The organism is Alcanivorax sp. (assembly GCF_002733835.1).
Lineage (GTDB): Bacteria > Pseudomonadota > Gammaproteobacteria > Pseudomonadales > Alcanivoracaceae > Alcanivorax.
The window spans coordinates 1-25446 of record NZ_NVWY01000035.1 but is presented as its reverse complement, the minus strand read 5'-3'; the positions used below and the strand labels follow the sequence as shown (position 1 = coordinate 25446).

At 57.7% G+C, this 25446-nt stretch carries 26 protein-coding genes; 11 read left to right on the top strand and 15 right to left on the bottom strand.

Going from position 1 to position 25446, the window contains the following annotated elements:
- Positions 1–28: 28 nt before the first annotated feature.
- From COA55_RS13280 to prmB, 3 genes are all read right to left on the bottom strand, one after another.
- Positions 29–1174, bottom strand: coding sequence for an MFS transporter (locus COA55_RS13280; protein WP_290502552.1), 1146 nt, complete (start codon positions 1172–1174; stop codon positions 29–31).
- A 169-nt stretch (positions 1175–1343) separates the two neighbouring features.
- Entirely contained in the window at positions 1344–2435 is a 1092-nt protein-coding gene (gene aroC, locus COA55_RS13275) for a chorismate synthase (RefSeq protein WP_290502551.1), read from the bottom strand.
- A 95-nt stretch (positions 2436–2530) separates the two neighbouring features.
- The gene (gene prmB / locus COA55_RS13270) at positions 2531–3460 is read right to left on the bottom strand and encodes a 50S ribosomal protein L3 N(5)-glutamine methyltransferase (RefSeq protein ID WP_063538321.1); all 930 of its coding nucleotides are present in this window, start codon (positions 3458–3460) and stop codon (positions 2531–2533) included.
- A 160-nt stretch (positions 3461–3620) separates the two neighbouring features.
- On the opposite strand from prmB, the gene COA55_RS13265 reads away from it, so the two are divergent.
- The 5 genes from COA55_RS13265 (at position 3621) to COA55_RS13245 (ending at position 7994) form a co-directional block, all read left to right on the top strand.
- Entirely contained in the window at positions 3621–3995 is a 375-nt protein-coding gene (locus COA55_RS13265; RefSeq protein WP_063518820.1) for a hypothetical protein, read from the top strand.
- Complete coding sequence (locus COA55_RS13260) at positions 3992–4471, top strand: EVE domain-containing protein (RefSeq protein WP_063518819.1); 480 nt, start codon at positions 3992–3994, stop codon at positions 4469–4471. The genes COA55_RS13265 and COA55_RS13260 overlap by 4 nt, the downstream gene beginning before the upstream one ends.
- A 153-nt stretch (positions 4472–4624) precedes the next feature.
- Positions 4625–5935, top strand: coding sequence for an ammonium transporter (locus COA55_RS13255; RefSeq protein WP_063518818.1), 1311 nt, complete (start codon positions 4625–4627; stop codon positions 5933–5935).
- Positions 5932–6564 (top strand): hypothetical protein, encoded by a 633-nt coding sequence (locus tag COA55_RS13250; protein ID WP_290502550.1) that lies wholly within the window; start codon positions 5932–5934, stop codon positions 6562–6564. Before COA55_RS13255 ends, COA55_RS13250 begins: the two co-directional genes overlap by 4 nt.
- A 95-nt stretch (positions 6565–6659) precedes the next feature.
- Complete coding sequence (locus COA55_RS13245) at positions 6660–7994, top strand: dicarboxylate/amino acid:cation symporter (RefSeq protein WP_290502549.1); 1335 nt, start codon at positions 6660–6662, stop codon at positions 7992–7994.
- Here COA55_RS13245 and COA55_RS13240 read toward each other — a convergent pair.
- Positions 7991–8257 carry a hypothetical protein gene (locus COA55_RS13240; RefSeq protein WP_290502548.1) on the bottom strand — a complete coding sequence of 89 codons (267 nt, stop codon included), beginning with the start codon at positions 8255–8257 and terminating at the stop codon, positions 7991–7993. The genes COA55_RS13245 and COA55_RS13240 overlap by 4 nt on opposite strands.
- A gap of 56 nt (positions 8258–8313) precedes the next feature.
- Here COA55_RS13240 and COA55_RS13235 point away from each other — a divergent pair, with 56 nt between their 5' ends.
- Positions 8314–9126, top strand: coding sequence for an SDR family NAD(P)-dependent oxidoreductase (locus COA55_RS13235; protein WP_290502547.1), 813 nt, complete (start codon positions 8314–8316; stop codon positions 9124–9126).
- Between the two features lie 41 nt (positions 9127–9167).
- Here the strand turns inward: COA55_RS13235 and COA55_RS13230 are convergent, their stop codons facing one another.
- The 6 genes from COA55_RS13230 to COA55_RS13205 form a co-directional block, all read right to left on the bottom strand.
- On the bottom strand, positions 9168–9674 hold the full coding sequence (locus COA55_RS13230; protein WP_063520269.1) for a DUF2505 domain-containing protein: 507 nt from the start codon (positions 9672–9674) through the stop codon (positions 9168–9170).
- Entirely contained in the window at positions 9671–10759 is a 1089-nt protein-coding gene (locus tag COA55_RS13225; protein WP_290502546.1) for a diguanylate cyclase, read from the bottom strand. Before COA55_RS13225 ends, COA55_RS13230 begins: the two co-directional genes overlap by 4 nt.
- On the bottom strand, positions 10752–11705 hold the full coding sequence (locus COA55_RS13220) for a hypothetical protein (RefSeq protein ID WP_063520271.1): 954 nt from the start codon (positions 11703–11705) through the stop codon (positions 10752–10754). The genes COA55_RS13225 and COA55_RS13220 overlap by 8 nt, the downstream gene beginning before the upstream one ends.
- Positions 11706–11981: 276 nt before the next feature.
- A complete protein-coding gene (locus COA55_RS13215) occupies positions 11982–12443 on the bottom strand; it encodes a MaoC family dehydratase (protein ID WP_063518676.1) in 462 nt (153 codons plus the stop codon).
- 112 nt (positions 12444–12555) lie between these two features.
- Positions 12556–13431, bottom strand: coding sequence for an alpha/beta hydrolase (locus COA55_RS13210; protein ID WP_063520272.1), 876 nt, complete (start codon positions 13429–13431; stop codon positions 12556–12558).
- Positions 13432–13433: 2 nt separating this feature from the next.
- Entirely contained in the window at positions 13434–14243 is an 810-nt protein-coding gene (locus COA55_RS13205; protein ID WP_290502545.1) for an alpha/beta hydrolase, read from the bottom strand.
- A gap of 158 nt (positions 14244–14401) precedes the next feature.
- Between COA55_RS13205 and xthA the strand changes: the two genes are divergently transcribed.
- The 4 genes from xthA (at position 14402) to COA55_RS13185 (ending at position 18095) form a co-directional block, all read left to right on the top strand.
- Positions 14402–15217, top strand: coding sequence for an exodeoxyribonuclease III (xthA, locus tag COA55_RS13200; RefSeq protein ID WP_290502544.1), 816 nt, complete (start codon positions 14402–14404; stop codon positions 15215–15217).
- Positions 15218–15229: 12 nt separating this feature from the next.
- Positions 15230–16255, top strand: a complete 1026-nt coding sequence (locus COA55_RS13195) for an ion transporter (protein ID WP_063520275.1) — start codon at positions 15230–15232, stop codon at positions 16253–16255.
- A 51-nt stretch (positions 16256–16306) separates the two neighbouring features.
- Positions 16307–16810: a response regulator gene (locus tag COA55_RS13190; RefSeq protein WP_063520276.1), complete on the top strand. Its 504-nt coding sequence runs from the start codon at positions 16307–16309 to the stop codon at positions 16808–16810.
- A 73-nt stretch (positions 16811–16883) separates the two neighbouring features.
- Positions 16884–18095, top strand: coding sequence for a serine/threonine-protein kinase (locus tag COA55_RS13185; protein ID WP_290502543.1), 1212 nt, complete (start codon positions 16884–16886; stop codon positions 18093–18095).
- 279 nt (positions 18096–18374) lie between these two features.
- On the opposite strand, the gene sixA is transcribed toward COA55_RS13185, so the two are convergent.
- The 5 genes from sixA to COA55_RS13160 all read right to left on the bottom strand — a co-directional run bounded on the left by sixA (position 18375) and on the right by COA55_RS13160 (position 24735).
- Positions 18375–18851 (bottom strand): phosphohistidine phosphatase SixA, encoded by a 477-nt coding sequence (gene sixA / locus COA55_RS13180; protein ID WP_290502542.1) that lies wholly within the window; start codon positions 18849–18851, stop codon positions 18375–18377.
- Positions 18848–19879: an NAD(P)H-dependent glycerol-3-phosphate dehydrogenase gene (locus tag COA55_RS13175; protein WP_063518672.1), complete on the bottom strand. Its 1032-nt coding sequence runs from the start codon at positions 19877–19879 to the stop codon at positions 18848–18850. Before COA55_RS13175 ends, sixA begins: the two co-directional genes overlap by 4 nt.
- Positions 19880–20044: 165 nt before the next feature.
- Positions 20045–21895, bottom strand: a complete 1851-nt coding sequence (gene htpG / locus COA55_RS13170; RefSeq protein ID WP_290502541.1) for a molecular chaperone HtpG — start codon at positions 21893–21895, stop codon at positions 20045–20047.
- Positions 21896–22216: 321 nt separating this feature from the next.
- The gene (locus COA55_RS13165; protein ID WP_290502540.1) at positions 22217–23119 is read right to left on the bottom strand and encodes a TIGR01777 family oxidoreductase; all 903 of its coding nucleotides are present in this window, start codon (positions 23117–23119) and stop codon (positions 22217–22219) included.
- The gene (locus tag COA55_RS13160; RefSeq protein ID WP_290502539.1) at positions 23116–24735 is read right to left on the bottom strand and encodes a hypothetical protein; all 1620 of its coding nucleotides are present in this window, start codon (positions 24733–24735) and stop codon (positions 23116–23118) included. The genes COA55_RS13165 and COA55_RS13160 overlap by 4 nt, the downstream gene beginning before the upstream one ends.
- A gap of 352 nt (positions 24736–25087) precedes the next feature.
- Here COA55_RS13160 and COA55_RS13155 point away from each other — a divergent pair, with 352 nt between their 5' ends.
- On the top strand, positions 25088–25324 hold the full coding sequence (locus COA55_RS13155; RefSeq protein WP_063520290.1) for a PA3496 family putative envelope integrity protein: 237 nt from the start codon (positions 25088–25090) through the stop codon (positions 25322–25324).
- The last annotated feature ends 122 nt before the right edge of the window (positions 25325–25446 follow it).

Genomic DNA, 25446 nt, shown 5'->3' with positions numbered 1-25446 from the left:
ACACACGGCAGGCGGCGGCCCCAGCCGCCTAGCGGGGCGCGCGGGTAACGCCACCGACAACCAAAAGCGCCGCCGCCGCCACCGCCACCGCAGACGCCACAAAAAACAACAGCACGCCCCATTGCTGCCACAACAACCCCGACAAGCCCGCCCCGGCAGCCCAGCCAGCGCCAAAGCCCAGGCTGGAGTACAGCGCCTGCCCCTGGCCTGCCAGCGCTTCCCCAAACTGACGGTGCACCCAGGCAATACTGGCGGCATGAAAGCTGCCAAAGCTGGCCGCATGCAACAGCTGGGCCAGCGCCAACAGCCACAGGGCATCGCCAGCAACACCAATCATCAGCCAGCGCAGCGACGCCAGCAGCAGGCTTACCACCAGAAGCCAGGGGATATGAAAGCGTGCCAGCAGGCGATGCATGATCAGGAACAGCCCGACTTCCGCCACCACCCCCAGAGACCACAACAAACCGACAATGAACTTGCTAAAGCCCAGGTCTTCCAAATAGATGCTGTAAAAAGTGTAGTACGGCCCGTGAGACAGCTGCATCAAAAAAGCCGCCACCAGAAACAGGCTTACCGCCGGGCGACACAGGATCTGCCAGACTGATGTTCCCTCCCCCCCGGCTTGCGCTCGCGGTGCATTGCCCGCAGGCAGGGTCAGCGTTCCCAGCCAGAGTAGCCACAACAGCCCGCTGAGCACCCAGGGCAGCACCTGCGTACCGGCCCGGTCCAGGACTTCACCCAGCACCAACACCGCCACAATAAAGCCCACCGACCCCCACAACCGCACATGGCTGTAGCGGTGGGACTGGCGACCCAGAGATTGCAGAGTGAGCACTTCGAACTGTGCCAGTACCGCGTTCCAGAAGAAGCTGAAAGACACCAACAGCGCGGCCATGGACCAGAATGTGTCCACCCAGAATACGGGCAGGAATACGATGGCCGCCAGCAGGTTGCCGGCACGAATGATACGCAGGCGCTGGCCGCTACGATCAGCCAGCCAGCCCCACAGATTTGGAGCGCCGATTTTGGTGAGCTGGGGAATGGCCATCAGAGCGCCGATGGCAGCCGCACTGAAGCCCAGGTCTTTCAGGTACAGAGACCAGTACGGCACCAGCGTGCCAAGCAGACCGAAGTAAAAAAAGTAGAAGCCGGAAAGGCGCCAATAATAGGGCATGAAAGAGGAACCTTGCGCTTGACAGGGATGACGCCTGACGCCTGACGCCTGACGCCTGACGCCTGACGCCTGACGCCTGACGCTAATCAGCATAAAATCGCCATTCTTCGCCTCAAGCGTCTTTTCGTTTTCTTTGTCTGGCCTCAAGCCTCCAGCGTCTGGCGCTGTCTCAGCCCGGAATCGGTGCGAACGGCGGCACCACATCCCCATTCTGACCACGGTGGCGCAGATAGTGATCCATCAGCACGATAGCCAGCATGGCTTCGGCAATGGGCGTAGCACGGACCCCGACACAAGGATCATGGCGCCCCTTGGTCACCACCTCGGCAGCTTCACCGTCCAGTCCGACGCTCTTGCCGGGAATCAGAATGCTGGAGGTGGGCTTGAGCGCCATGGCCACACGAACGGTCTGCCCGGAGCTGATGCCACCCAGCACGCCGCCGGCATGGTTACTCAAAAAACCGTCCGGGGTCATTTCATCACGATGTTGCTCACCGCGCTGGTTCACCACGGCAAAGCCGTCACCGACTTCCACCCCTTTCACCGCATTGATGGACATCATTGCCTTGGCAAGATCCGCGTCAATGCGATCAAAAACCGGCTCGCCCCAACCGGGCGGCACCCCATCGGCAAACACTTCCACGCGGGCACCGATGGAAGAGCCGTCTTTGCGCAGTGCATTGATCAGGTCTTCCAGGGCCGGCACCTTACTCTCATCCGGGAAGAAGAACGGATTGTTGTTCACCGCCGACCAGTCACAGGACTCGGCCTTCACATCACCAATCCGGGTGCAGCCACCATAGATACGAATGCCCAGGCGCTGCTCCAGGAATTTGCGGGCAATGGCGCCGCCGGCCACGCGCATGGCCGTTTCCCGGGCAGAGGAACGTCCGCCGCCGCGGTAATCACGGAAACCGTATTTCTGGGTGTAGGTGTAATCCGCATGGCCAGGCCGGAACGTGCCGGCGATGTTGGAGTAATCCTTGGATTTCTGGTCGGTATTCTCGATCAGCAAGCCAATGGACGTGCCGGTGGTCTTGCCTTCGAACACCCCGGAGAGGATTTTTACCTGATCCGGCTCGCGCCGCTGGGTGGTATAACGGCTGGTACCCGGCTTACGGCGGTCCAGCTCAACCTGCAGGTCCGCTTCACTGATTTCTAGGCCCGGGGGGCAGCCGTCCACGATAGCGCCCAGGGCGGGGCCATGACTTTCACCGAAGGTGGTAATGCGAAAACGCTCACCGAAACTGTTACCGGACATGCTGCCCCTCTTAAAAAATTATTGAAATCAATGCTCTGCCACGAAAACCCGTTAAATCGCTTTAAGCTGACAAGGTGCTCTTCAGCAAGGCTGCCTCAATGAGCCAGCAGGTCATCACGGTATTCTAGCAGCTGTGCGCGGGTAAGCATGAACACCCCATGCCCTCCCCGCTCGAATTCGAACCAAAAAAACGGCACCTGGGGCCAAGCCGCCAGCATGGCCTCCCAACTGTTGCCCACTTCCACAATCAGCACACCGTCTTCAGTGAGCCGATCCGGTGCATCCAGTAACAGCTGGCGCGTGAAGTCGAGACCGTCATCTCCAGACGCCAGCGCCAGCTCCGGCTCATGGCGGTACTCATCTGGCAGATTCGCCATATCCTGGGCATCCACATAGGGCGGGTTGGAGACAATCAGGTCATAGGGGCCATCCACCGCGGCCAGCCCATCGGATTGTAGCGCCCGCACCTGTTCGCCAAGCCCATGACGCTGGATGTTTTCCTCACACACGGCCAGGGCCTCGGCACTGATATCACTGCCATCCACCTGCGCATGCTCAAACGCGTAGGCACAGGCAATCGCGATACAGCCACTACCGGTGCATAAATCCAGCACCCGATGCACTCGCTCAGGATCGACCCAGGGCGTAAAGGACTGCTCAATCAGCTCGGCCAGCGGCGAACGCGGTATCAGCACCCGCTCATCCACATAGAACGGCAGGCCGCAAAACCAGGCTTCATGGGTCAGATAAGGAACCGGGACACGATCATTCACCCGCTTAACCAGTTGACTCACATACCCACTGATTTCAGAGGGCAGCAAACGGGCATCGAGAATCCGAGGGTCACTCTGTAGAGGCAACGCCAGCTGATGCATCAACAGCGCCAGGGCTTCATCCCAGGGGTCATCGTTACCGTGGCCAAAGAACACCCCGCCACTGCGCAGCATGCTTTCGCCGAAACGCAAACAGTCGCGGACAGTTTGCAGGGCGGCCATGGCCTCATTCTGTTGTTGCGAACTGATCACGCATCTACCTCCACCAACACTCCACCGACAACACGCTACTGACAACTGCGCCGATCACCCCTGATCCTGCACCGTTGACGAACACCAGCAAAAAGAAGCGCTGAAGATTAGCACAGAATCGGTTATAAAAGCCTGTCACGCTTGCAGTAAAGGGACAGTAATGAGTGCGGTTACGGTAACGCAGGAGGGCCCCTTCGCCCTGGTCGAGCTAAAGAAAGGCACCCAGGTGGATATGCGCGTTCAATTGTCCATTTACCGGCAGCGGCTACGTTTGTTCAATCAGCACCAACAGCGTAAACAGCTCACCATCTACGTCGGCCAAATCAAAGGGCTGGATTACACCGCCGCGCGCTATTCCTGTGGCGAGGATTTTGCGCAAATTACCGAGGCCAAGGCCATGGTCCTGGAAAGTATACTCAACCGTACCTATGCCAATATGATGTTGAAGCTTAACAAGCCGGCCTTTCCCGTTTACATTTGTGGCAGCATCAACCAGGCCAAAGAGTGCCTTCTCAAACATCATCCTCAGGAGTGAGCACTATCTGGTTATTAAAAACAGAACCGGATGCTTTCAGCATCGATGATCTGCGCAACAGCAAAAATGCCACCAGTGGCTGGGATGGCGTGCGCAACTACCAGGCTCGCAACCGGCTACGCGATGAAATGAAAGCCGGCGATACGGTGCTGATCTACCATTCCAGTTGTGCGGTGCCCGCCATCGTTGGCGAAGCTCGCGTCACCAGCGCCCCCTACCCCGATCCAACCCAGTTTGACCCTGCTTCAGATGGCTATGACCCACGCAGCACCCGTGAGATGCCCCGCTGGTACCAGGCCGATATACAGTTTGCCTGCCTATACCCTCAGCCATTAACACTGAAACAGATCAAGCATCACCCCGAATTTGCTGACATGGAGCTGGTGGTGCGACCTCGCCTGTCGGTGCAAAAAGTGTCTGAACGACAGCTCCAGCTTATCCGGCAGATAAGCCAGCCCGTGGATGCCACCGCATAGGGCACCCCGCGCACCACAAACAACCTCAGCACCACAACAGGGCACCCGTTAATACAAAAGAACTAAGAAGCCCTGATTCTATCGGCTATACGCGCTGGCACAGCGGTTGCAGTCCCCTCTTCTCATCACCAATGACGAATGGGATTCACCGCTATGCTGCTGCGACGCTATCACTGGCTTTCTCTGCTGATTCTTCCCGAGTTCGCCAACGCCGACACCCTGACCGCCACCGATACAGTCTGGATTGCTATCGCTGCGGCGCTGGTGTTCTTCATGCAAGCGGGTTTTGCACTGCTTGAGAGCGGCCTGAGCCGGGCGAAGAACTCACTGAACGTGGTCATGAAGAACTACATGGACCTGTGTGTCGGCACACTGGTGTTCTGGGCCGTGGGTTTCGGGCTGATGTTCGGCACCAGCACCAATGGCTGGTTCGGGCAGGACCAGTTCATGCTCAACCAGGCCGATGGCAGTACCTGGGCCATGCTCCTTTTCCAGATCATGTTCGCGGCTACCGCCGCCACCATCGCCTCAGGAGCCATGGCAGAGCGCACCCGCTACGTGGGCTATTTGTGTGGCGCGGTGGTGATCACCGGCCTTATTTATCCGCTGTTCGGCAACTGGGCCTGGAACAGCAATGGCTGGCTCGCCCAGATGGGCTTTATTGATTTCGCCGGCTCCACGGTGGTCCACAGTATCGGCGGCTGGTGTGCACTGGCCGGTATTCTGGTGGTAGGCCCGCGACTTGGGCGTTTCGACAACCAAGGCAAGCCACGCACCATTCCCGGCCATAACCTTTCCTATGTGGCATTGGGCGGTTTCATACTCTGGTTCGGCTGGTTTGGCTTCAACGGGGGCTCGACCCTCTCTGCCAGCGTGGATATCGCCAAGGTGAACCTGAATACCCAGCTGGCCGCCGCGGCCGGTGCCGTGGGCAGCGTTATCTACCGGATGGCAAGTCGCCGCCCGGTATTACTGACAGAAACCGTGAATGGCAGCCTGGCGGGGCTGGTGGCGGTGACCGCCGGCTGCGCAGTCATGACACCGGGCTTCGCCATCATCACCGGCCTGGTAGCTGGCGCGCTGGCGGCCTTCGGTGCCCGAATCCTACTCGCGTTTCGCCTGGATGACGTGGTCGGTGCAGTCCCTGTACATGCCTTCGCCGGCGCCTGGGGCACCCTGGCTGCCGGCCTCTTCTATGACGGCGACCTGTTCAATGGCCAACGTGTGATGGTGCAGCTGCTGGGCGTGATCGTGGCATTCGGCTGGGCATTCTTCACCGCGCTAATCATGTACATGCTGGTATCTATTCTTGCCGGCTTGCGGGCGCCGGCGCTGCATGAACAACGGGGACTGGATCTCAGCGAGCACGCCGAAACCGGCTACCCGGAATTTCCCCAGAACACGCTCTATAGCAGCGAAACCTATAATCCAGACAGGGCCCACGGTCAGGAGCAACACCCATGAGCTCCGCACCCATCAACCAAAGCGTCCAGCGTCGACGGCGCGCTATCGTCACCGGCCTTACGCCCTACATGAATGAGCCGGTCCTGCTGGAGGCGGTCAGCCACTGGCAGCAGCATTACGCGGAGCGACCCAGCTTTTCCCTGCAGGGCTTTGTCAGCGATCTGTGTCGCCTGTTCGACCTGGGCGAACGGCGCCACCATATTCACATGAGCCTGGTGCAAGCGATGACGCTTTCCGACAGCGAACTGGCCGCCGATCCATTGGCCAACAGCAACTACAACCACACCGAAGCGCACCCCTGCACCCATGCGTTTCAGTGCCTGCTCCAGGCCCTGTGGCAAGGGCTTGGCAAACGGGTAGCCAGCCAGTTACAGCTGGATTTGGGTGCACAACTGCGCCAGGCCAGCGTTAGCGCCGAAACCCGCCTGACCATGGAATACTGGCTACAATCACCGGACCAATCACTGAGCCCCCTACCCTTGACCAGCTTGCGAGACCAACTGAACCGCACCTATGTACTGCTATGCGAACGGCTGGGCCCTGTCGAGGCGGATCGACAACTCAAGGCGGCGTACCAGGCAACGCTGAACCGACTGGATGACAAGGAGGCCCTGCAAACCTTGATGTAGCACTGCCCCACTGTGCACCGAGACAGGATCAGGTACTCTCAGGGATCGAATAAGCAAAGGCAGGGGTGGCCATTGATGGCCACCAGGGGGAGACAGTGAAATTACACCACCAGATATTCATTGCCATGCTGGCCGGCGCACTGGCAGGCAGTTTCACCACCGAATCCAGTACGCTACTCGGGCTGCCTGTGCTCAGCGGCTACGATCTGGTGGGAACCCTGTTTATCAATGCCCTTAAAATGGTCGTCATTCCGTTGATTGTGACAGCCATTATCAACGGCATGGTGGGCGTCGGTGATGGGCAGAATCTGGGCCGAATGGGCCTGAAAACCGTGGCCCTGTACATGACTACCACTCTGGTAGCCGTGCTGATCGGCCTCATCGTGGTCAATCTGTTCAGCCCTGGCATTATCAACGATCAGCCCGCACGTGAATTACTCGGTCTGGCCACAGAAACCGAGGATGCGCTGGCCAAAATTGAAGGCCGCGGGGCCGGCGATTTCACTGATATTCTCCGCCAGATGCTGCCGCCTAACCTGATAGCGGCCGCCGCCAATGGCCAAATGCTTGGGCTGATCGTCTTTTCGCTGCTGTTCGGTTTTTTTCTGCGAACCGAACGCAACCCCTCCGGCCAGAGCCTGCGCAACATTATCGATGGCATTTACCAAGTGGTGATGAAAATCACCATGCTGGTCATTCGTTTCACGCCCCTGGGCGTATTTGCGCTAATAGCCGCCACGGTAACCCGCACCGGTATGGATGCCATTGAGCCGCTTGCCTGGTTCTTCCTCACCGTACTGGTAGCACTGGGCCTGCATGCTTTTGTTTTCATGCCGATCCTGATTGCGCTGGCGACCAAGCGCTCGCCACTTCGCCATATTCAGGCCATGACGCCAGCGCTGCTCACCGCGTTTTCCTCCGCCAGTTCAGCCGCTACGCTGCCTCTGACCATGGAATGTGTACAAAAACGCTCCGGTGTATCGACTCGCACCAGCAGCTTCGTGCTGCCATTGGGTGCCACCGTCAACATGGACGGAACCGCATTGTACGAGTGCGTGGCGGCCATGTTCATTGCCCAGGCCTACGGCATGGACTTGTCGTTGACCACCCAGTTCATGATTGTGATCACCGCCCTGCTCACCTCCATCGGCGTGGCCAGCATTCCCGCTGCATCACTGGTAGCGATTACGGTGATTCTTGGCGCCATCGGCCTGCCGGCAGAAGCCATTGGGCTGATTCTGGTCACCGATCGCGTGCTGGACATGTGCCGCACTGCGGTCAACGTCTGGGGCGACAGCGTGGTCACCGTGGTGCTGGCACGCAGTGAGGGAGAAGAACAGGTATTGTCGCTACCGGTCTCCGAGATGGAATCGGTAACGACAACAGGCGGGCAAGCGGGCCGAGATGCAACCGCCAGTGAACAGCCTTAGAATGCGTGCGCAAACCCGCCATTATCCCAGTCGCGCTTGATGGCAACTGCAGCACTGGCAATAACAGGCACCATGCAGGCAAACGCCAGCATTACGGAAAACAGGTTTTCACCGTTGTTTCCAAGCCCCGCCACGATCAAAACCGTCACGGCAATCGCAATCATCAAGGCCAGGGTGTCTTTAAACAAACGAAAGAATAAAGTCATAACAATTGCTCCCTTAAATGCTTCATGTGAACATATGTTAACTTTATAATCCGCCAAGTCAACACCTGTTCACAAAATTATTTTTTGTTCTGCTTCTTGCACATGGAGACACGTTGAAACAATCGCCCACCCTCCTTATCACTCGCGGCTGCAGCCCGCTCGGCCAGGCCCTGGCCCACACTGCCGCTGGGCACTATCGTATTGCCATCGCCAGTGACGACACTCGCACCGGCAATGCCTTGTGCCGCAGCCTGCATGAAGCGGGCCATGAAGCGCTTTTCATTGAAACAACCGCGGGCGATTCACAGGATATTCAACGGGGTATAAATCGGGTTCTGCGCCGCTGGCAGCAGCTGGATGTGGTTATCAATTTGCCCGGAAAGCTGCTGGTGGGGCCTTTTGAAGCCACCCAGGGGCCGCAATGGCAAGGCCTGGCCAACCTGCAAATGATGCACGTGGTACACAGCTGCCAACGTGCTCTGACGGCCATGAAGAAACAAGGGAGCGGAAAAATTATTAATGTGGTGCCCGATTGCGGTTTACTGGCCGGGCCACTGACATCAGCAAGCAGCAGCACCTACGCGGGCATTGTCGCCCTAACCGAAAGCCTGAACAGCGAACTCGCCAACAGCCCGGTCAGCGCCGCCCTCATTGCACTGCCTCTCTACCGGGAGTTGTCTCAACAGCTGGATGCCACGGACCCACTCAGCCAGGCCCGCTTTGAACGCAAGACCCGTGACAGCCTGGATACTGCCCTCTCTCTGAGTGCCGATATCATTGCCATGCTGGACAAGCCCGCGGGCACAACCCTGCATCTGCCCTCAGCGCCGACCCGGGCGCAATGGCGCTTAAAACGTTGGTTCAGAAAACACTGGGACCGCAAAATGCAGCAACGCGGACAGCGCTATCGCCGCAGGGAACCGTAAAACGGCGCTCCACAAACGAGAGGCCCGCAACCCGACCAGGCTCAGGCGAAGTTTTCCACGTAGCGCAGCGTGTGCCGGTAATCCCCCGCCAGCGCATCGTCAATTTTCGGTGCGACAAGCGAGACCAGTTTTTTCCCTACCAATGGTACCGAGCTGCTTATTTCCACCTCGGTGTGCTGAACCGCTTCGTTGTCATCCCCGGTGAGGATCATTACACCACTGATCTTCATGGGCACATTACCCAATTCAAACCGGTACTCGGCCTGGTAGCGGCCAGCTTGCGTCGTCGGCGTCCAGAGAAATTCTGTCAATAAATCCGCGCTTTCCGGCAAGAAGCGGCGCGCCACAGACGGCAGCTTGTCCGTGCGTATTTCAATGGGCTGAATCAGCTGAATCAACTTTCCCCGCGGGGTATCCTCAAAGGCCCCAAAGCGGTAATTGTCCACCTTGCCCCATTCGTAACGCGTCTCATAGAACGCCTTGCTCGTCAGGATTTCGTAAAGCCGGTCCACACCGATGGGGTACTGGCGGTCAACCATCACTTTCATACTGTCTCCTGCCCTGAGGCCACCCGCTTCATCAACTGTAACAGCGGCGCCAGCTGGCGTTTCAAATCCGGTAAGGCGCTGATGACGGGACGGGATTTGCCGGCACGCAACAGCGCCAGTGCCTGTTCAATCGTTAATATGGGTGCCGCATCATCCACCGACAAGGTGGTGTCCGCATCATCACTGAGTACCGCACCCGGCCCGAGGGTACGGGCCTGTTTCAACTGTTCATCCAGGGTCAATTGCACCTGGCGCGGCGTCAATCCCGCATGAGCGGCCGGGGTCTGGATAATCACGGTCAGCGGCAAACGCTGCACCTTGCCACGAAACTGGAAGGCCAGCTTTTCGCTGACTTTCAACGCCCGTTCCACGAATCGTTTGGCCCCCGCCGGGCCGGCACTGGGCAGCAACACAGTAAATTGCGCCACGCTGCTACGCGCCAGGGAGTCCTCCTTGCGGATCACCCCACGCAGTGATTGCGCCAGCTTCAACAACACTATATCCGTTCGCTTTTTACCAAGCTGTACGAAAAGTTGATTGAATTGGTAAATCTCCAGTTGCACAACTGATAGCTTGTACTGCTGACGCGCGGCCAATGCCAGCTCCTGGCGCAGGCGGTGCTCCAGGTAACGGCGATTGCCGAGCCGGGTCAGCGGATCAATCATTGCCTGCTTGGCCAGTTCCTTACGCTCGTTCTGGTAATTGGCATGGGCCCTGGCCCGGGCCAGCAAATCCGTGGAATTAAACGGCTTGCTGATAAAGTCCGTTCCTCCCAGGCGCAGCGCTTCAGCTCGGGCCTCTTCATCATTTTCTGCACCGGTGACGATGATGACCGGTAACCCGGCAATGCCTTCATCCTCGCTGGTGCGGATTTTTTTCAGTAACGCAAAGCCATCCATCTCCGGCATGGCCAGGTCCGAGAACACCACACTGATGGACGGGTTGCTGCAAATCATGGTCCAGGCCTGGAGGCCATTTTCAGCCACCTCGACGCGAAACTCACCACCGAGCATCTTGTCAGCCGCCAGGCGCATTACCTTGGAGTCATCCACAAACAGCAATAAGGGTTTGGGGGCCTTATCCATGATTGCCGGTTTCCTTTTTCAAAATCGCCAGCGCACCCTGCGGCCCGGGCTCGCGCCCGCGTACGTAACCATAAAGCCGTGACCGGCGCTGACAGAAATCCCCCCGCACAATGGCAGGTAAATAATGCTCGTTGAGTAGATGCCCGGGCCGGTCTGCCATGCAGTAAACCGTACCGGCGGTGCTATCAAGATGGGAGAGGATTCCCAACTGGGCAAGATAATCCCGACCATTGGCAAAATGTTCCACATACGGGACCGGGTGCCCTGCTGCGAGAGTCAGTTGCGGATCAATGTCCAGGCTGTCGGCCACGCCGCCAATGCAATACAGCTCCAGTTTCTTGACCAGAGGACGGGTACTGGGATGGCGCAACAGTTTGCGGACGATGTAACTGGCAACGATGGAGCCCTGAGAGTGGCACATCAGCACAACACGATCATTGTTTTCCAGTGCATCCACCAGGATATGCATTGCTGGACGTGACAGTTTGCCGTCCTTGCGCAACGTTCTGGCCGTAATGGATTCGGCCACATCACGCACCAGGCCCCAGGTTGGGGTGTGAATCAAATGCACCGGCCGCCCGAACAAACGGGCGATCTCAGACGTATTGAGGAGTGCCACCGGCCCCGCTGTTCCCATACCATTAATGAAAAACCACCGGCTGCGTGTATTCTCACGCACGGCCCGGGGCGGATGGCACACCAGCGTCCCCTGGCTGATGGATTCACGGGTGGCCGGAACCAATAGTTGCAACAAGGAAAGCAGTGCTTCGCCACGGCTGGAATAGGACGACAGAGAGAGTTCAGAACTAACGCCCGGCTCATCTCCCGCAGGCATAACCATTCGGGGAATGTCGGTGATGTGGCTCAGGCTCAGGCGCAAATCCCGCCGAATGGCGGAGCGGTTATCTATGACGTGGCGTAACCACAGCCGGGGACGGTGCAACATCTTCCTGCCCTGCCTTTACTGTTCTGTTTTTCTTATATGCCGAGCGTGTGTGTCTGCGCTCATATCAGAGTCTGTGCCCGGGAGAGACACCGGCGCTGTCGGCACACCAGAGTACGACGAAATCAGCAGATCAAGAATAGCAGGAAATCACCAAAGAGAGGTCACAGAAGTGAACAACACGCGGAAAAAAACAGTGGAGGGTCAGGGCTTTGCCGCCACCATCCCCTTCGCACAACTGCCTGCGGCCTGTCTTCACACAACCGCAGGCAAAGCCGATTAGACGAAGTACATTAGCAGCCATTCAGCTGCCAGCGCTGGCTTGTCTTCACCTTCGATATCCACCGTAAACGCAAACTTGAGCAGCCACTGCCCTTCACGCTTTTCCGTAGCGTCCAGCAAGGTAGCACGCGCACGAACCCGCTTTCCTTCCTTCACCGGAGCCATGAATCTCAGCTTGTCGAAGCCATAATTCATCGCCATTTTCATGCCTTTGGGCATCAGAAAATCGTCGATGGACGCCTGCAGATACGGCAGCAGCGACAGCGTCAGATAACCGTGAGCGATGGTGGTGCCAAAGGGGGTATTTCGCGCTTGTTCCGGGTCCACATGAATGAACTGATGATCCAGAGTGGCATCGGCAAAAGCATTGATGCGCTCTTGATCGATCTGAAACCAGTCTGAAGCACCCAATTCCTTGCCGACGTAATCGGCCAATGCTGCGACCTCAACCACTTTCATTATGCTGCTCTCCTAACGGAATCTGTCTCGGTTTTCTTTCGAGGATAACCGCACAGGTTCACAGCACCATGACCTATTAAAACCGGATCAATGCCTACCCTGATGGTTTTGGTCAGTCCTCAACCGCTGCGTCCGTTGCGCAAAGAAAATCATTAATACTGGCAGCCACCTTCTCCGGCTCCTCCATGTGCAAATGGTGGCGCCCTGGCAGCCGTACAATTGAGGCCCCTTCCAGCCAGCCCAACCGGTGATCGAACATGCCATTTCCGCCCATGCCCTGCTCACCAATAATCAGGCAGGTGGGAGCCTTGATGGCTCGAATAAAGCCCTCTACCTGCTCTTCGGTCAGGCGCAGAAAGGAGGTGAGCCGCAAACGGCTGTCTGCCCGCCAGGTCCACCCCCCTTCCACCGGCATCAAGCCGCGCTCGCTCAACAGCCCGGACGACGCATGATTCAACCCGCCAAAGCCCTTGGTACGGGCTTCGATAGCATCCTCGACCCGGGCGTAGACCGGTTTGCGTTTGCCTGCCAGCGAGGAGGAATCATCCAGCGCTTTACGCAAGTTTGTTGCCACGTCCTTGCCGTCGGTGCTAGGCGGGCCCAGCCCTTCGATCAACACCAACCGGGATACCCGCTCCGGGCAGGCCGCCGCGAACAGGCAAGCAATACCTGCCCCCATGGAATGCCCCATCAGGGTGAACCGCTTCCACCCCAGCTGATCCACAACAGCCAGCACATCACGAACGTGGTCCACCAGATGCGTGACCACGCCATCGGGTCGATGATCGGAATGGCCATGGCCGGACACATCCAGCGCCAACAAAGGTCGTTTCAGATAAGCTGATAGAGGCGAAAATGAAGCCGCGTTATCCAGCCAGCCATGCAGTGCCAGCACCGGCTCGGCGGTTTCGCCGTCGTCACGCCCTGGCCACTCGAGGGCGCTGAGAGTCTGGCCGTAGACACTGAATTTTCGTTCGATGGCGTCCATTCTCAGGCTCCCTTCGGTTGCAGTTCATCCAGCAATTCACGAAACAGCGCGAGGGTCTGTTCCGGTTTTTCCAGTGGGTACATGTGCGAGCCTTCCGCAATGCGATGCAACATGCGGTGGCGTTTCACGTGACGCCTGGCGCTGTCATGGAAAGGGGACGGCGAGTCCTTGCCAGTCACGATCGCGCCCGGCACCTTCAGCCGTGGCAACCGGGTGGCGTTTGTGGGGGTATGGCGGAAAATCTCCACTTCCACTTCCGGTCGAAAACGCAGCCGCCAGCCGTCTTGCCAGGGTTCCACACCGGCTTTCAGGTAATCGGACAAACAACGGGGATCAAACGCCTTGAACAGCCCGCGAGAAGAAAAATAGCTGACCACCGAGTCCCAATCAGGCCAGTAGTCCAGCCGCCCACGGCTTTTCCCTGCCGGGGTCACCTTATCAATTTGTCTCGTCAGTTTTGCTGCGTGCATCAACGCCCCATGCAAACCATTCATCATGGGAGGGTCGAGCATTATCAGACAGGAAAACCACTCCGGATGGCGCTGCGCCACCAGGTACATCAATACCGACCCCAGCGAATGCCCGGCCCCCACAATGGGTTTGGGCAACGGCGCCAGCTGTGCCTCCAGTTCCAGGCTAAGGCTATGCCAGCCATTATCCACCGGGAAGGCAGGGTCATGGCCTGCCCGGTCCAGTATCACCAACTGGTAATCATCCGCCAACGGCGCAAGAAAAGTATCGTAACTGTGGCCTGGTATGCCATTGGCGTGAGCGAAGGCAAGCACCTGACGTTGCCCTGATTGTTCAGGCATGAACTCTCCCTGGGGCCAATATCCGACCCAAACAAAAGGCACATCATAGCGGCACTCACAGCAGCCATGCCATGGCCGATAGCGCCATACGTCACGGTAGAGGCGTATGCGACCAGTGCTTTTCAGGTAGTGTACAATGCCGGCACAAAGGAGGCGCTATGACCCTGATTTCATTCAACATCAATGGTATTCGTGCCCGTCTGCATCAACTCCAGGCGGTGATCGACAAGTACCGGCCCGCATTGATCGGCCTGCAGGAAACCAAAGTCCACGATCCGGAGTTTCCGGAGCAGGCGGTTCGGGATATGGGCTATCACCCCTATTTTTTTGGCCAGAAAGGCCACTACGGGGTGGCATTGATTACCCGTGAACCACTGGAATCCGTGCAGTACGGTTTTCCCACCGACGAGGAAAATGCCCAGCGGCGCATGATCATCGGCACCCTGAAACATAGCGACGGCAGCCTGGTCACCGTACTCAATGGTTATTTCCCGCAAGGGGAAAACCGCGAGCACCCGACAAAGTTTCCAGCCAAGAAAAAGTTCTACGACGATTTGCAGCATTATCTGATCAACCATCACCAGCCCAGCGATCAGGTCGCGGTGATGGGGGATTTCAATATTTCTTCCACCGATCTGGATATCGGCATTGGCGAAGCCAACCGCAAGCGCTGGCTGCGCGAAGGCAAGACCAGCTTCCTGCCAGAAGAGAGAGAATGGTGGGAACGCCTTGTGGGCTGGGGACTGACCGACACCTACCGTCACCAGAACCCCACCACCGACGATGTGTTCTCCTGGTTCGATTACCGCTCCAAGGGCTTTGATCGCGAACCCCGCCGGGGTCTGCGTATCGACACCGTCTTGGCAACCGAACCGCTCATGGCCAAGCTGGACACCACCGGCGTGGATTACGACATGCGCGGCATGGAAAAACCCTCAGATCATTGCCCGGTATGGGCACGTTTTAACGGCTGAACAGGGCCTCACATGAAGATCAGGCTGCACCCGGAAAAGCTGAAAGCCAACCTGGATACCCTTGGCTTTATCATCGACCTGGGCATGATTGTGTTGGTCATCGCCAATCTGGGCCTGATCCTGTTCGACTGGCTGTTTCAGGTGCCCCCCGTTCAGGAGTTTCTGGCGTCACTGACGCCGGGCTTCCATAACTTCTACCGGGACACCATTCACGACGATTTTCTGTTCTACGACCTGTGCTTCGTAGCAGTCTACCTGACGGAGTTCACCATCCGCTGGATCGTCGCCATTGCCCGCGGCACGTACCATCGCTGGTTCTTCTACCCCTTTGCGCACTGGTACGATTTGCTCGGCTGTATCCCCGTGGGCAGCTTCCGCTGGCTGCGAATTCTTCGTGTGATCAGCCTGCTTATACGTCTGCAACGCATGGGCATCGTGGATCTGTCGCAAACCTGGCTTGGCCAGACCATCCTCAAGTATTACGGCATCGTCGTGGAAGAAATCTCCGACCGTGTAGTGATCAATGTGCTTAGTGGCGCTCAGCAGGAAATTGGCGGCGGCAGCCCCCTGCTCCACCGCATCGAATCCCAGGTGCTGGCCCCACGCAAAGAACAACTGGTGAGCTTTGTCGCCACCCGTATTGCCAACGCCACCCAGAGAAGCCATGGGCAATATCGCGATCAACTGGCCGAATACTTTTCTCACCTGACAGATGAATCCCTGGTCCGCACCCAGGCGGGCCGGCGCCTGGCCGCCATTCCCGTCGCTGGCCCCCGGGCTATCGCCCTGCTGGGCGATGCCGTGCGTGAAACCGGCAGCGCCTTTGTGGATCAGCTGGTGGATGACCTGGCCTCCCCCGCCAATCGTCCCCAGCTGGAACAGCTGCTGCACGATCTGATCGACGCCGCCGGCGGTGAAGGTGAGCAACTCGATGCACTGGTCCGCGACACCCTGCTGGACGTTCTCGAACAAGTGAAAAACCAGGTTGCCGTTCAGCAGTGGAAGCTGGAAGAAGGAGACGAATCAGTAAAAAGTTGATACGCTCGTATCAGTTAAAAGTATCAACCCAGGCACAGCACGGACCACAGCATGAACAGCATTCCTCCCACTGGTGACGACGACCTGCAACTCCCCGCTTCCCGGGTTCTTCTCGTGGATGACACGCCGCAGAATCTGGTTGCCCTGGAAGTGGTGCTGGAAGATCTGGATTGCCAGGTGGATAGCGTTAGCAGTGGTAACGCAGCCTTGTCCAAACTGCTCAAGGAAGACTACGCCCTGGTGCTGCTGGATGTGCAAATGCCCGACATGGACGGCTTTGAGGTCGCGGGCATCATGCGTTCTCACAAGCGCACGCAGAATGTGCCCATCATCTTTGTGACCGCGATCTCCAAGGAAACCCGCTTTGTACAGCAGGGTTACCGCAGTGGCGCCGTGGATTATCTGTTCAAGCCCATTGATCCCCAGCTATTACAAAGCAAGGTATCGTTTTTTCTTGGCCTGGATCAGCAGAAAAAAAGGCTGGAAGCCAAATTAGCGCGAGCGCGCCGATCAGAGGCAGAAATGAATGCCCTGTACGGTGAACAACCCGAATAGTTCCACGGGTATACTGCGACGGTCAGGACGACCCATAAAAAATATCATGGCCATTTCAATTCCCGGATACAGATTGACCAGCCGCCTGGGCAAAGGCGGCATGTCTCACGTGTTCCTTGCCACCCAGCACTCCTTTGAGCGGCAGGTTGCCATCAAGATCCTGACGCCGACGCTGGCGCTGGAACCCCGCTTTGCCGAGCGCTTCATGCAGGAAGCTCGTACCGTTGCCAGCCTGAACCATCCCCACATCGTTCCCGTTTACGACGTGGGTGAGCATCAGGGCTATTATTACCTCACCATGGAACACGTAACCGGCGGCAGCCTCAAACAGCGCCTCGCTGACGGAGCACTCGATGAGAGCAACGCTCAAAACATACTTCGCCAGCTGGCCGGCGCACTGAACTATGCCGGCGAACACGGTTTTATTCACCGCGACGTAAAACCCGACAACGTACTGTTCCGCGCCGACGGTTCTGCGCTGCTGGTGGATTTCGGCATCGCCTCCAACGTGCTGCGCGACACCAGCGTTACCCAGTCCAACGCGATCATGGGCACGCCCAAGTACATGAGCCCCGAACAACACCGCTCCCAGCCGCTGACGCCACAATCGGATCTCTATTCCCTGGGCTGCGTATTTTACGAGATGCTGGCGGGCAAGCCCCCTTTTAGCGCCCCGGACGCACGTAGCATGAGCCTGGCCCACCTGCGCGACCCGGTCCCCCTGCTGCCAGTGGCATTACGCCGCTACCAGCCACTGATCCGCCAGTTGCTGGCCAAAGACCCGGCAGACCGCCCGGAAAGCGGCAGTGCCCTGATTGCCCAACTGGATAATCTGGAGCCCGGCCCGGGGCACTACTCCGCAGACCGCTCCCGCTACCGGCCCCAGGAACAGGGCACCACAACGCCACTGGCCCCGCGCTTGCGCCTGAAAGAGTCCAAGCTGGGCCTGAGCTGGCGAGGCAACCTGTACCAATACGACATCTACCTGGTAGCTGATGATTTTGAGCAGTTTCAGGCTCACTTTCCGGTCATGCGGTCCGCACTGATGGACTGGTTCCAGCAACGGGGCGCACGCGGCAAGGCCGTCACCATCAAGGCAACACTGCACCCCTGGATCAGCGGCCGGGTTAAGCAATATCTGAAAGAATTAAGAAAAACAGAAGGGCTGGAATTTCTGGCCCGCATTCCCATGGCCATCAACCTGGTGGGTTCCGATGGCGACCCCATCGAGAAACTGGCCTGGGGCCCCATGGAAAACAGCACTACGGATGCGCAACAGCCCTGAACCACCCCCGTAGAAAACAGACAGTAACGGTTCAGATCCCTGGCCGCTGAACGGCATAAAAAAAGCACCAACGATGGTTGGTGCTTAATTCGACCTAAGCCTCACGGTGCAAGGAGACACCATGATTTCCCCCCTCAGGTGTGGTTCCGGTGACACGGTTCAGGAGTCTGCCATGCGTTCATTGTGTCACCAAATTCAGGCTACGATGCCCACCCGCCGTTGCAAAGACCGGATCGGCGAACGGTACACAAGGGCCTATCAAGGGTGGCGAATCACCGATTAACGGCTGGCGAGCTCCTCGCCAGGGCTGCATAACCACAGCAATTGCGCCCCGTTGGCGGCAGTCACATCCACATCGAAACAGGCGACAGTCCCCACGTTGAAACCCACCCGCTCTGGTACACCGGTCCACTTGGCGGTCAATTGCGACACCAGTGGCATATGGCTCACAAGCACCGTATTTGAGACCGGCGGGTTGGCCAGCAACCAGTCGAACAGGGCCTGGGGGTGGCTATCCGGCGTCAGGTAGGGACACTCCTGCCGGGATAAACCGCTATATACCTGGGCGATACAATCTGCGGTTTGTTGAGCACGCAGGTACGGGCTGACGATCAGACCGCTGAGCTGAACGCCACGGCCTTGCAAGGATTGCCAATGCGACAGCAGTGCCGCCTGCCCGGCTTCTGTTAGCGGCCGCAGGGCATCCGTGGCCGCCTGTGAGACGGCCTGCCCGTGGCGGCAAAGGTAGAGTTTCATGAGCTGAACGCACCCAGCTGAAATTCCACATCGTGCTTGTACTCACCACTCATCAGATTTTGGATGACCAGTTCCAGCGGCTTGCCATGATAGACAATCTTGTAAAGCGCAGTGGCCAGAGGCATATAAACGTCAAGTTCCGCAGCCTTATCCGCCACCAGTTTGATGGTATTGATCCCTTCGGCAGTCTGCCCAAGGTGCGCAATCGCTTCCTCCAGGCTTTTGCCTTCGCCGAGCTGGAAACCCACTTGATAATTGCGTGACAGCGACGAAGTACAGGTAGCAATCAAGTCCCCCACTCCGGACAGGCCCAGGAAGGTCATGGGGTTGGCGCCAAGCTCTACCGCGAAGCGGCTCATTTCTGCCAGCGCACGGGTAATCAGAAAACTGCGGCTGTTTTCGCCTACGCCGATGGCTGCGGCCATGCCTGATGCCACCGCATAGATATTCTTTAGCGCCCCACCAAGCTCGACACCATAAATATCCGGGTTGTCATACACGCGAAAATAATCGCAGCTCAGCGCGTCCTGCACGGTCTGTCGCAGCTGCTCATCGGGGCTGGCGATCACCGTACCGGTAAATTTCTGCTCCACCACTTCCTTGGCCAGGTTAGGGCCACTGAGCACGCCAATACGGGTATGCGGCCAATACTGATGCAGCAGCTCGCTCATCAGCAGGAAACCCTCCGCATAGATCCCCTTGGTGCAACTGATCACCAGGGTATCGTCCGGCACCCATTGGCGGGCCTGCTCCAGCACCTCGGCGAAAGCCTTGCTGGGAATCGCCACAAAGACCATGGAGGCGTGCGTTAAAGCTTCCTCCAGGTTATCCGTGGCCGTCACCCCTTCCGGTAATTCGGCACCGGGCAGATAGCGGCTGTTCTCGCGATCAATATTGATCGCCGCCGCAGTTTCCGGATCACGAACCCACAAGTTCACGCTGTGGCCGTTGGCCGCAAGGATGCTGGCCATGGCAGTACCGAAACTGCCCCCGCCAAGAATGGCGGCATTATGCTTGTTCTGCGTCATAGGAACGCCTTGTTTACGCTTTCGGGCATCATAAAGCAGTTAACAGTGAATAGTGAACAGCGACGCGATTGAGGCTGGTATTTTCGACAAACAAGAAGGCCGCGCCCACCCTGTGGTCGCGGCCTCAAACACGGAATCATGCTCAAACCTGGTCCGCGCAGCTATTTAATTATTCACTGCATTGACAAGCATCTCATGCATTCTGCGTGCGGTTGCCGCCGGGTCCTTGGGCAGCTGACCTTCCGCTAGCATAGCCTGGTCCAGCAACAGTGCAGCCAGGTCATCAAAACGCTCACCCGCGTCGATGCCACTCAGTTTGGCCAATAGATCGTGACCCAGATTCACCTCCAGAACCGGCTTGTTTTCCGGAACAGGCTGGCCAGCGGCTTCCAGCATACGGCGCATCTGCGGGCCGAGCTGGTCTTCCGCCAGAACCAGACAGGCCGGGGAATCCACCAGGCGCGTCGTGGCACGTACCGCTTCCACATGCTCGCTCAGGCTCCCGGACAGGCGTTGAATCAGCGGATCATCGTTGTTCGCCTGTTCATCATTGCCCAGGTCCAGCTCACCCCGGGCAGCATTGACCAGCTTCACATCCTTGTAGCTTTCCAGATAACCCACCATCCACTCATCGACGGGATCACTGAGCAGCAATACCTCGATGCCTTTCTTGCGGAACACTTCCAGGTGTGGGCTTTGCCGCGCGGCCGACGGGGTATCCGCCAACAGGTAGTAAATGCTGTCCTGCTCTGCTGGCTTGTTGTCCAGGTATTCATCCAGGGAGGTAGTCACCGAATCCGGGTTACTGCTGGTGGCAAAGCGCAACAAGGCAGCGATGGCTTGCTGGTTGTCACGATCTTCGGCCACCCCTTCCTTGATCACCTGACCAAACTGGGCCCAGAAGGTGGCGTACTGTTCATCATCATTACTGAGTTTTTTCAGCATCTGCAGCACACGCTTGGTCAGCGCAGCACGAATCTTCTGTACCGGGCCATAGTCCTGCAGCAACTCACGGCTCACGTTCAGCGGCAGATCCGGAGCATCAATGACCCCCTTGATGAAACGCAGGTACTGGGGCAGGAACTGTTCCGCATCATCCATGATAAAAACGCGTTGGACGTACAATTTCAGGCCACGGTTGGCCTCACGCTGATACAGATCGAACGGCGCCCGAGCCGGGATATAGAGCAGACTGGTGTACTCCAGCTTGCCTTCCACCTTGTTATGACTCCAGGTCAGCGCGTCCTGAAAGTCATGGCTGATGTGCTTGTAAAAGTTCTGGTATTCCTCATCCGTGACTTCGCTTCGCGCCCGCTGCCAAAGCGCGGTGGCGGAATTCAGGGTTTCCTCTTTGGCGTCGCCATCACCGTCCGGGGCTGTCACCAGCACAATCGGGAAAGCCACGTGGTCGGAATACTGGCCAATCACCTGGCGAATTTTAAAGTCATCCAAAAAATCACGGGCGTCGTCACGCAGATGCAGAATCACCGCTGTGCCGGATTCATCACGGGTAAGCGGCTCAACGGAAAACTCACCCTTACCATCGCTTTCCCAACGCACCCCATTGGCCGCCGCTTCCCCGGCCTTGCGGGTTTCCACGGTGACGGTGTCAGCCACGATAAAGGCTGAATAAAACCCCACTCCGAACTGACCAATCAGCTGAGCGTCTTTCTTCTGATCACCACTCAGGCTGGCGAGGAATTTTTCCGTGCCGGAACGGGCAATCGTACCCAGGTTATCCACTACCTCATCCTGGCCCATGCCAATACCGTTGTCGGTAATGGTCAAGGTGCCCGCGCCCTTGTCCACTTGCAGGGTAATGCGGGGTTCACCACCCTGCTCCAGCAACGCAGGATTATCCAGCGCCTGGAAACGTAACTTGTCGCACGCATCCGACGCATTGGAAATCAGCTCCCGCAAAAAGATTTCCCGGTTGCTGTAGAGAGAATGAATCATCAAGTGAAGAAGACGGGATACTTCTGCCTGAAATCCATGGGTCTGTTTTTCTGCTGACACGATTGGCTCCTGAACCTGCGGGTAATGTTGAGAAACAGATATGGGCAAACCGGGGGTTTTCAAGGTGCGTCACTGAATTGAGTGATAAGCGGACCTCAAGGCCCGCCTCACTATTCAACCCTGGCAAATCGCCGAACGCCGAATGCACAACGCCAGATATCTTTGTTCAAAATCTGGAATGTGGGGGCTTTTTCTTCTCTTTATACGGAGGATTTCCTGTCCATCCCCGGCATTCTCCCCAGGAAGGCGTCAGAAACAACGCCAGCCACCCGGCATCCACCCTGGCGCTGCACAAATCACCATTGGACAGGCTGGGCCAGCTTAACGACTGGTCAGGTGAGACAGGGCAGAATCCAGGTCCGGGAAACGGAAAATGAAGCCCTGCTGCTCCAGGCGCCGGGGGTAAACCCGCTGGCCGCCAATCAGCATGGAGGATTGCTCTCCCAAGCCCACTTTGAGTGCGGTGGATGGCACGCGCAGCAGCGCCGGGCGTTTCACTTGTCGGGCAAGGGTGTGGTGAAACTCTCGCTGGGTTACCGGGGCCGGTGCGCAAGCATTGAAAACACCATCTACCCCTGGGGTTTCCAACGCCCGAACCAGCACCGCCACCATGTCGTCAATGTGCACCCAGCTCAGCCACTGGTTGCCATCACCAAGCATGGCGCCAAGCCCAAGCCGATACACTGGCAGCAACTTGCTCAACATACCGCCATCGCTACCGAGCACAATACCGGTGCGCACCAGACACAGCCGAACCCCCTGTCGCGATACCGGCCGGGCGGCCTGTTCCCAGGCATCACAGAGCAAATAACCGAAATCACGCTTGCGGGCGGGACTTTCTTCAGACAATTCCGCGTTATCTGCATTGCCATAAAAGCCCACGGCTGAACCGGAAACCAGCACCGCCGGTTTACGGTCCAGCCGGGATACCAAACTCACTACGGCTTCGGTGACCCCCACCCGTGAAGCAAACAGCACCTTCTTGCGCCGCTCGGTCCAGCGCCCGGCAAACAGGCTTTCGCCAGCCAGGTTCACGATGCCATCAATCGCCGCATCACTGTTGATATCATCCAGAGATGTGACCAGGCGCGTCCCTTCCGGCAGCACGCGAGCCGCTTTTCGGGGTTTGCGGGTAAGAACGGTCAACTCGTGGCCATGGGCTGCCAATCGCCGGCAAAGATGCTGGCCAATAAACCCAGTGCCACCTGTTATCAGTACCTTCAACGGGTTGCCTCAATATGGCGAATACTGTCGATATCGTAAAAGTACTCCATATTGCCCGCGCCCAACGGCACACTCAAGGTCAGGTGATCGTCGGCTACTGCCTGCAAAATTCCGGTGCGACTGGGCCCCTCATTGGCCTCAATAGTCACATTTTTTCCTAGCAGCGCCTTGAGCTCGCTGTTCTCAACCGCAGCCGGTTCTGCCGGTTCCGCAGGCGCCGATTCCACCGCTTGGCTCGGGGTAGACGGCGAATCCGCCGGCTCATCCGCCGCCGACTGATCCCCACCAGGCACCGTTAACCTCACTCGCTGGCCGGAAGACAGGGTCAGGGACTGTAATTCATCGGCCCCCACGCTGCGCTCCACATTACCGCTGCCCACATTCATTACCAGCCACAGGCGGTCGCCATCCACTTTGCGCAGCACCCCCTCCAGGGTCCGCCCGCCCGTGGTTTCCAACACCACCGACTGGTTTTCATACGCCACCAATTCCGGGAACGTCTGCATAATCGGTTCTGGCGCAGCCCGTTCCGGTTCAGCCGGTTTCTCGGCACTCGGGGTCACCAGCTCCAGCCCGCCCTCTTTTGCGGGTGTGGTAACACGGGTTTCCATGGAGCCAGCAACCACGGCCCAGCCCACGTCACTCTTCTCCAAACGTACCGTGCGTTCCTGCACAGCCCCATTACTCAATTCCACCACGGCCATTACCTGGCCGCTATTTTCCGTGCGCCGAAGGGTCACATGGCGGGCCTCAATCGTGCTCACGGCCCCTTCCGGGAACTGGGTTCGCAGAAACTCCTCCGCCACATGGGCCAGAGTATCTTCATGATCAAAGTACAGATCGACCTGGCCGTTACGGTAACGCAGGTGGTTTGTGTGCGCGGTAAAGTCCCCGGCCAGATAGCTCTTGAAACTATCCGGCATGACCAGCACAAGGGAACCGGAAAGCTGCCCCGTATCCAGCGGCGCCAAAGCCAGCTCCATACGATAGCCACCGTCAAAAATGCGAGTCTCCGGGTAATCCTGGTTCTCCGGCTTCCAGGAGAGGTGCACCACAGGGCCATCCTCATCCGACGGGCCTACAATCAATGTTCTGCGTTCGGTGATGTCTTCCGGGTTCCAACCCAGCAGAATGCGTACTTCCAGGTCAGCCAGAAACCCTTCGCCCTGGCTCAGGGTCATTACCCCATCAATCAGGGCAACACGGTCGTAACGGAATGTCTCTCCATGCAAACGCCCGGTCAGGCGCTTGCCCTGTCTTGCGACAACCAACAGAGCAGACTCTTCCGAGGAAACAAACGCGGTGCTGCTGGCTTTTTTCTCGCCACGCAGCACCTGACCGCTCTGGCTGGATACCGGCTGCACGGAAGCGTCTCCCGCCAGGCTGCCACCTGTGACCACGAACAGGCCTATGCCCACCGCAGTGGTCAGCACCGCTGCTACACGGCCCAGCGCCCACCAGCGATAATATTCCCAATGACTTTGCACCTGCCCCAGGCTTACCAGCGGCACCAGAAAAAAAAGCGAGCTGTGGCCCCGGCTACCGGCTTCATGCATCAGCCCCAGCGTGGTGATGATGAGTGCGCTTACCCCAACAATAATCAGCAGTTCTGCCATATTCTTATTCTCTCCACGGGTCGTCGCCCTACCGATAACCGGCGAACAGCCCCCACTTTACAAAGCCTTTTGCGGGCATTCCAGCACTTAAGTTACTGATTTTTCTATTAGAGTGAAGGGCATGATATGCATCACATTTAGCCCTCCCGAACCGCCCGCTGCAAGCGCTTATTGATTACAGCCCTGACCTTCCGCCCGGATGTTCCGTGCCACTCATCATTGAAAAGAAAAAAAAACTTGTAAGGCCGAAAGTCTGAGGATATACAGGCGCTGAGGAGATTGGGAAACCGGGGGTCCGGACCTGATTAGCCCGTATAACAGGTTGTTTGAGGAGGTCAGAAAGGAGGCCACCATGAGTAACCATCGTAATGAGCAAGACCTTGATTCGGAAGATCTGCTGATGAACGAAGATTTCGATATCCTGGATGACAGTGTTGATGAGGAAGAGCAGGAAGAGCGCAGCGCTCGCAGCCGCTCTTTCAATATGGACATGCGCCATCGCATCGAAGATCGGCTGGAAGAGCGGCGTCTGAAGAAGGAACTCAATGAATACGAGTCCTTCGACCTGGACGACGACCTCCTCCACTAAGCCCACAAAAAAGGCCGGCAAATGCCCACTGCTGTCCCACAGTTTGGGATAAATGAAAAAGCCTGAACCAATCTGATTACAATGTATCTGCGAAGAAAACGTTGTCATCAGGGAGGTTCAGG

What these genes read in the sequence shown, in the direction of transcription:
- COA55_RS13220 (WP_063520271.1), bottom strand. Translation starts at nt 11,705, where the DNA reads ATGTTGCACCGTCCCCGGCTGTGGTTACGCCACGTCATAGATAACCGC.
- COA55_RS13160 (WP_290502539.1), bottom strand. Translation starts at nt 24,735, where the DNA reads ATGGCAGAACTGCTGATTATTGTTGGGGTAAGCGCACTCATCATCACC.
- COA55_RS13210 (WP_063520272.1), bottom strand. Translation starts at nt 13,431, where the DNA reads ATGGACGCCATCGAACGAAAATTCAGTGTCTACGGCCAGACTCTCAGC.
- aroC (WP_290502551.1), bottom strand. Translation starts at nt 2,435, where the DNA reads ATGTCCGGTAACAGTTTCGGTGAGCGTTTTCGCATTACCACCTTCGGT.
- COA55_RS13255 (WP_063518818.1), top strand. Translation starts at nt 4,625, where the DNA reads ATGCTGCTGCGACGCTATCACTGGCTTTCTCTGCTGATTCTTCCCGAG.
- COA55_RS13265 (WP_063518820.1), top strand. Translation starts at nt 3,621, where the DNA reads ATGAGTGCGGTTACGGTAACGCAGGAGGGCCCCTTCGCCCTGGTCGAG.
- COA55_RS13205 (WP_290502545.1), bottom strand. Translation starts at nt 14,243, where the DNA reads ATGCCTGAACAATCAGGGCAACGTCAGGTGCTTGCCTTCGCTCACGCC.
- COA55_RS13280 (WP_290502552.1), bottom strand. Translation starts at nt 1,174, where the DNA reads ATGCCCTATTATTGGCGCCTTTCCGGCTTCTACTTTTTTTACTTCGGT.
- COA55_RS13225 (WP_290502546.1), bottom strand. Translation starts at nt 10,759, where the DNA reads ATGGATAAGGCCCCCAAACCCTTATTGCTGTTTGTGGATGACTCCAAG.
- COA55_RS13175 (WP_063518672.1), bottom strand. Translation starts at nt 19,879, where the DNA reads ATGACGCAGAACAAGCATAATGCCGCCATTCTTGGCGGGGGCAGTTTC.
- COA55_RS13155 (WP_063520290.1), top strand. Translation starts at nt 25,088, where the DNA reads ATGAGTAACCATCGTAATGAGCAAGACCTTGATTCGGAAGATCTGCTG.
- COA55_RS13190 (WP_063520276.1), top strand. Translation starts at nt 16,307, where the DNA reads ATGAACAGCATTCCTCCCACTGGTGACGACGACCTGCAACTCCCCGCT.
- xthA (WP_290502544.1), top strand. Translation starts at nt 14,402, where the DNA reads ATGACCCTGATTTCATTCAACATCAATGGTATTCGTGCCCGTCTGCAT.
- COA55_RS13230 (WP_063520269.1), bottom strand. Translation starts at nt 9,674, where the DNA reads ATGAAAGTGATGGTTGACCGCCAGTACCCCATCGGTGTGGACCGGCTT.
- COA55_RS13250 (WP_290502550.1), top strand. Translation starts at nt 5,932, where the DNA reads ATGAGCTCCGCACCCATCAACCAAAGCGTCCAGCGTCGACGGCGCGCT.
- COA55_RS13215 (WP_063518676.1), bottom strand. Translation starts at nt 12,443, where the DNA reads ATGAAAGTGGTTGAGGTCGCAGCATTGGCCGATTACGTCGGCAAGGAA.
- COA55_RS13195 (WP_063520275.1), top strand. Translation starts at nt 15,230, where the DNA reads ATGAAGATCAGGCTGCACCCGGAAAAGCTGAAAGCCAACCTGGATACC.
- sixA (WP_290502542.1), bottom strand. Translation starts at nt 18,851, where the DNA reads ATGAAACTCTACCTTTGCCGCCACGGGCAGGCCGTCTCACAGGCGGCC.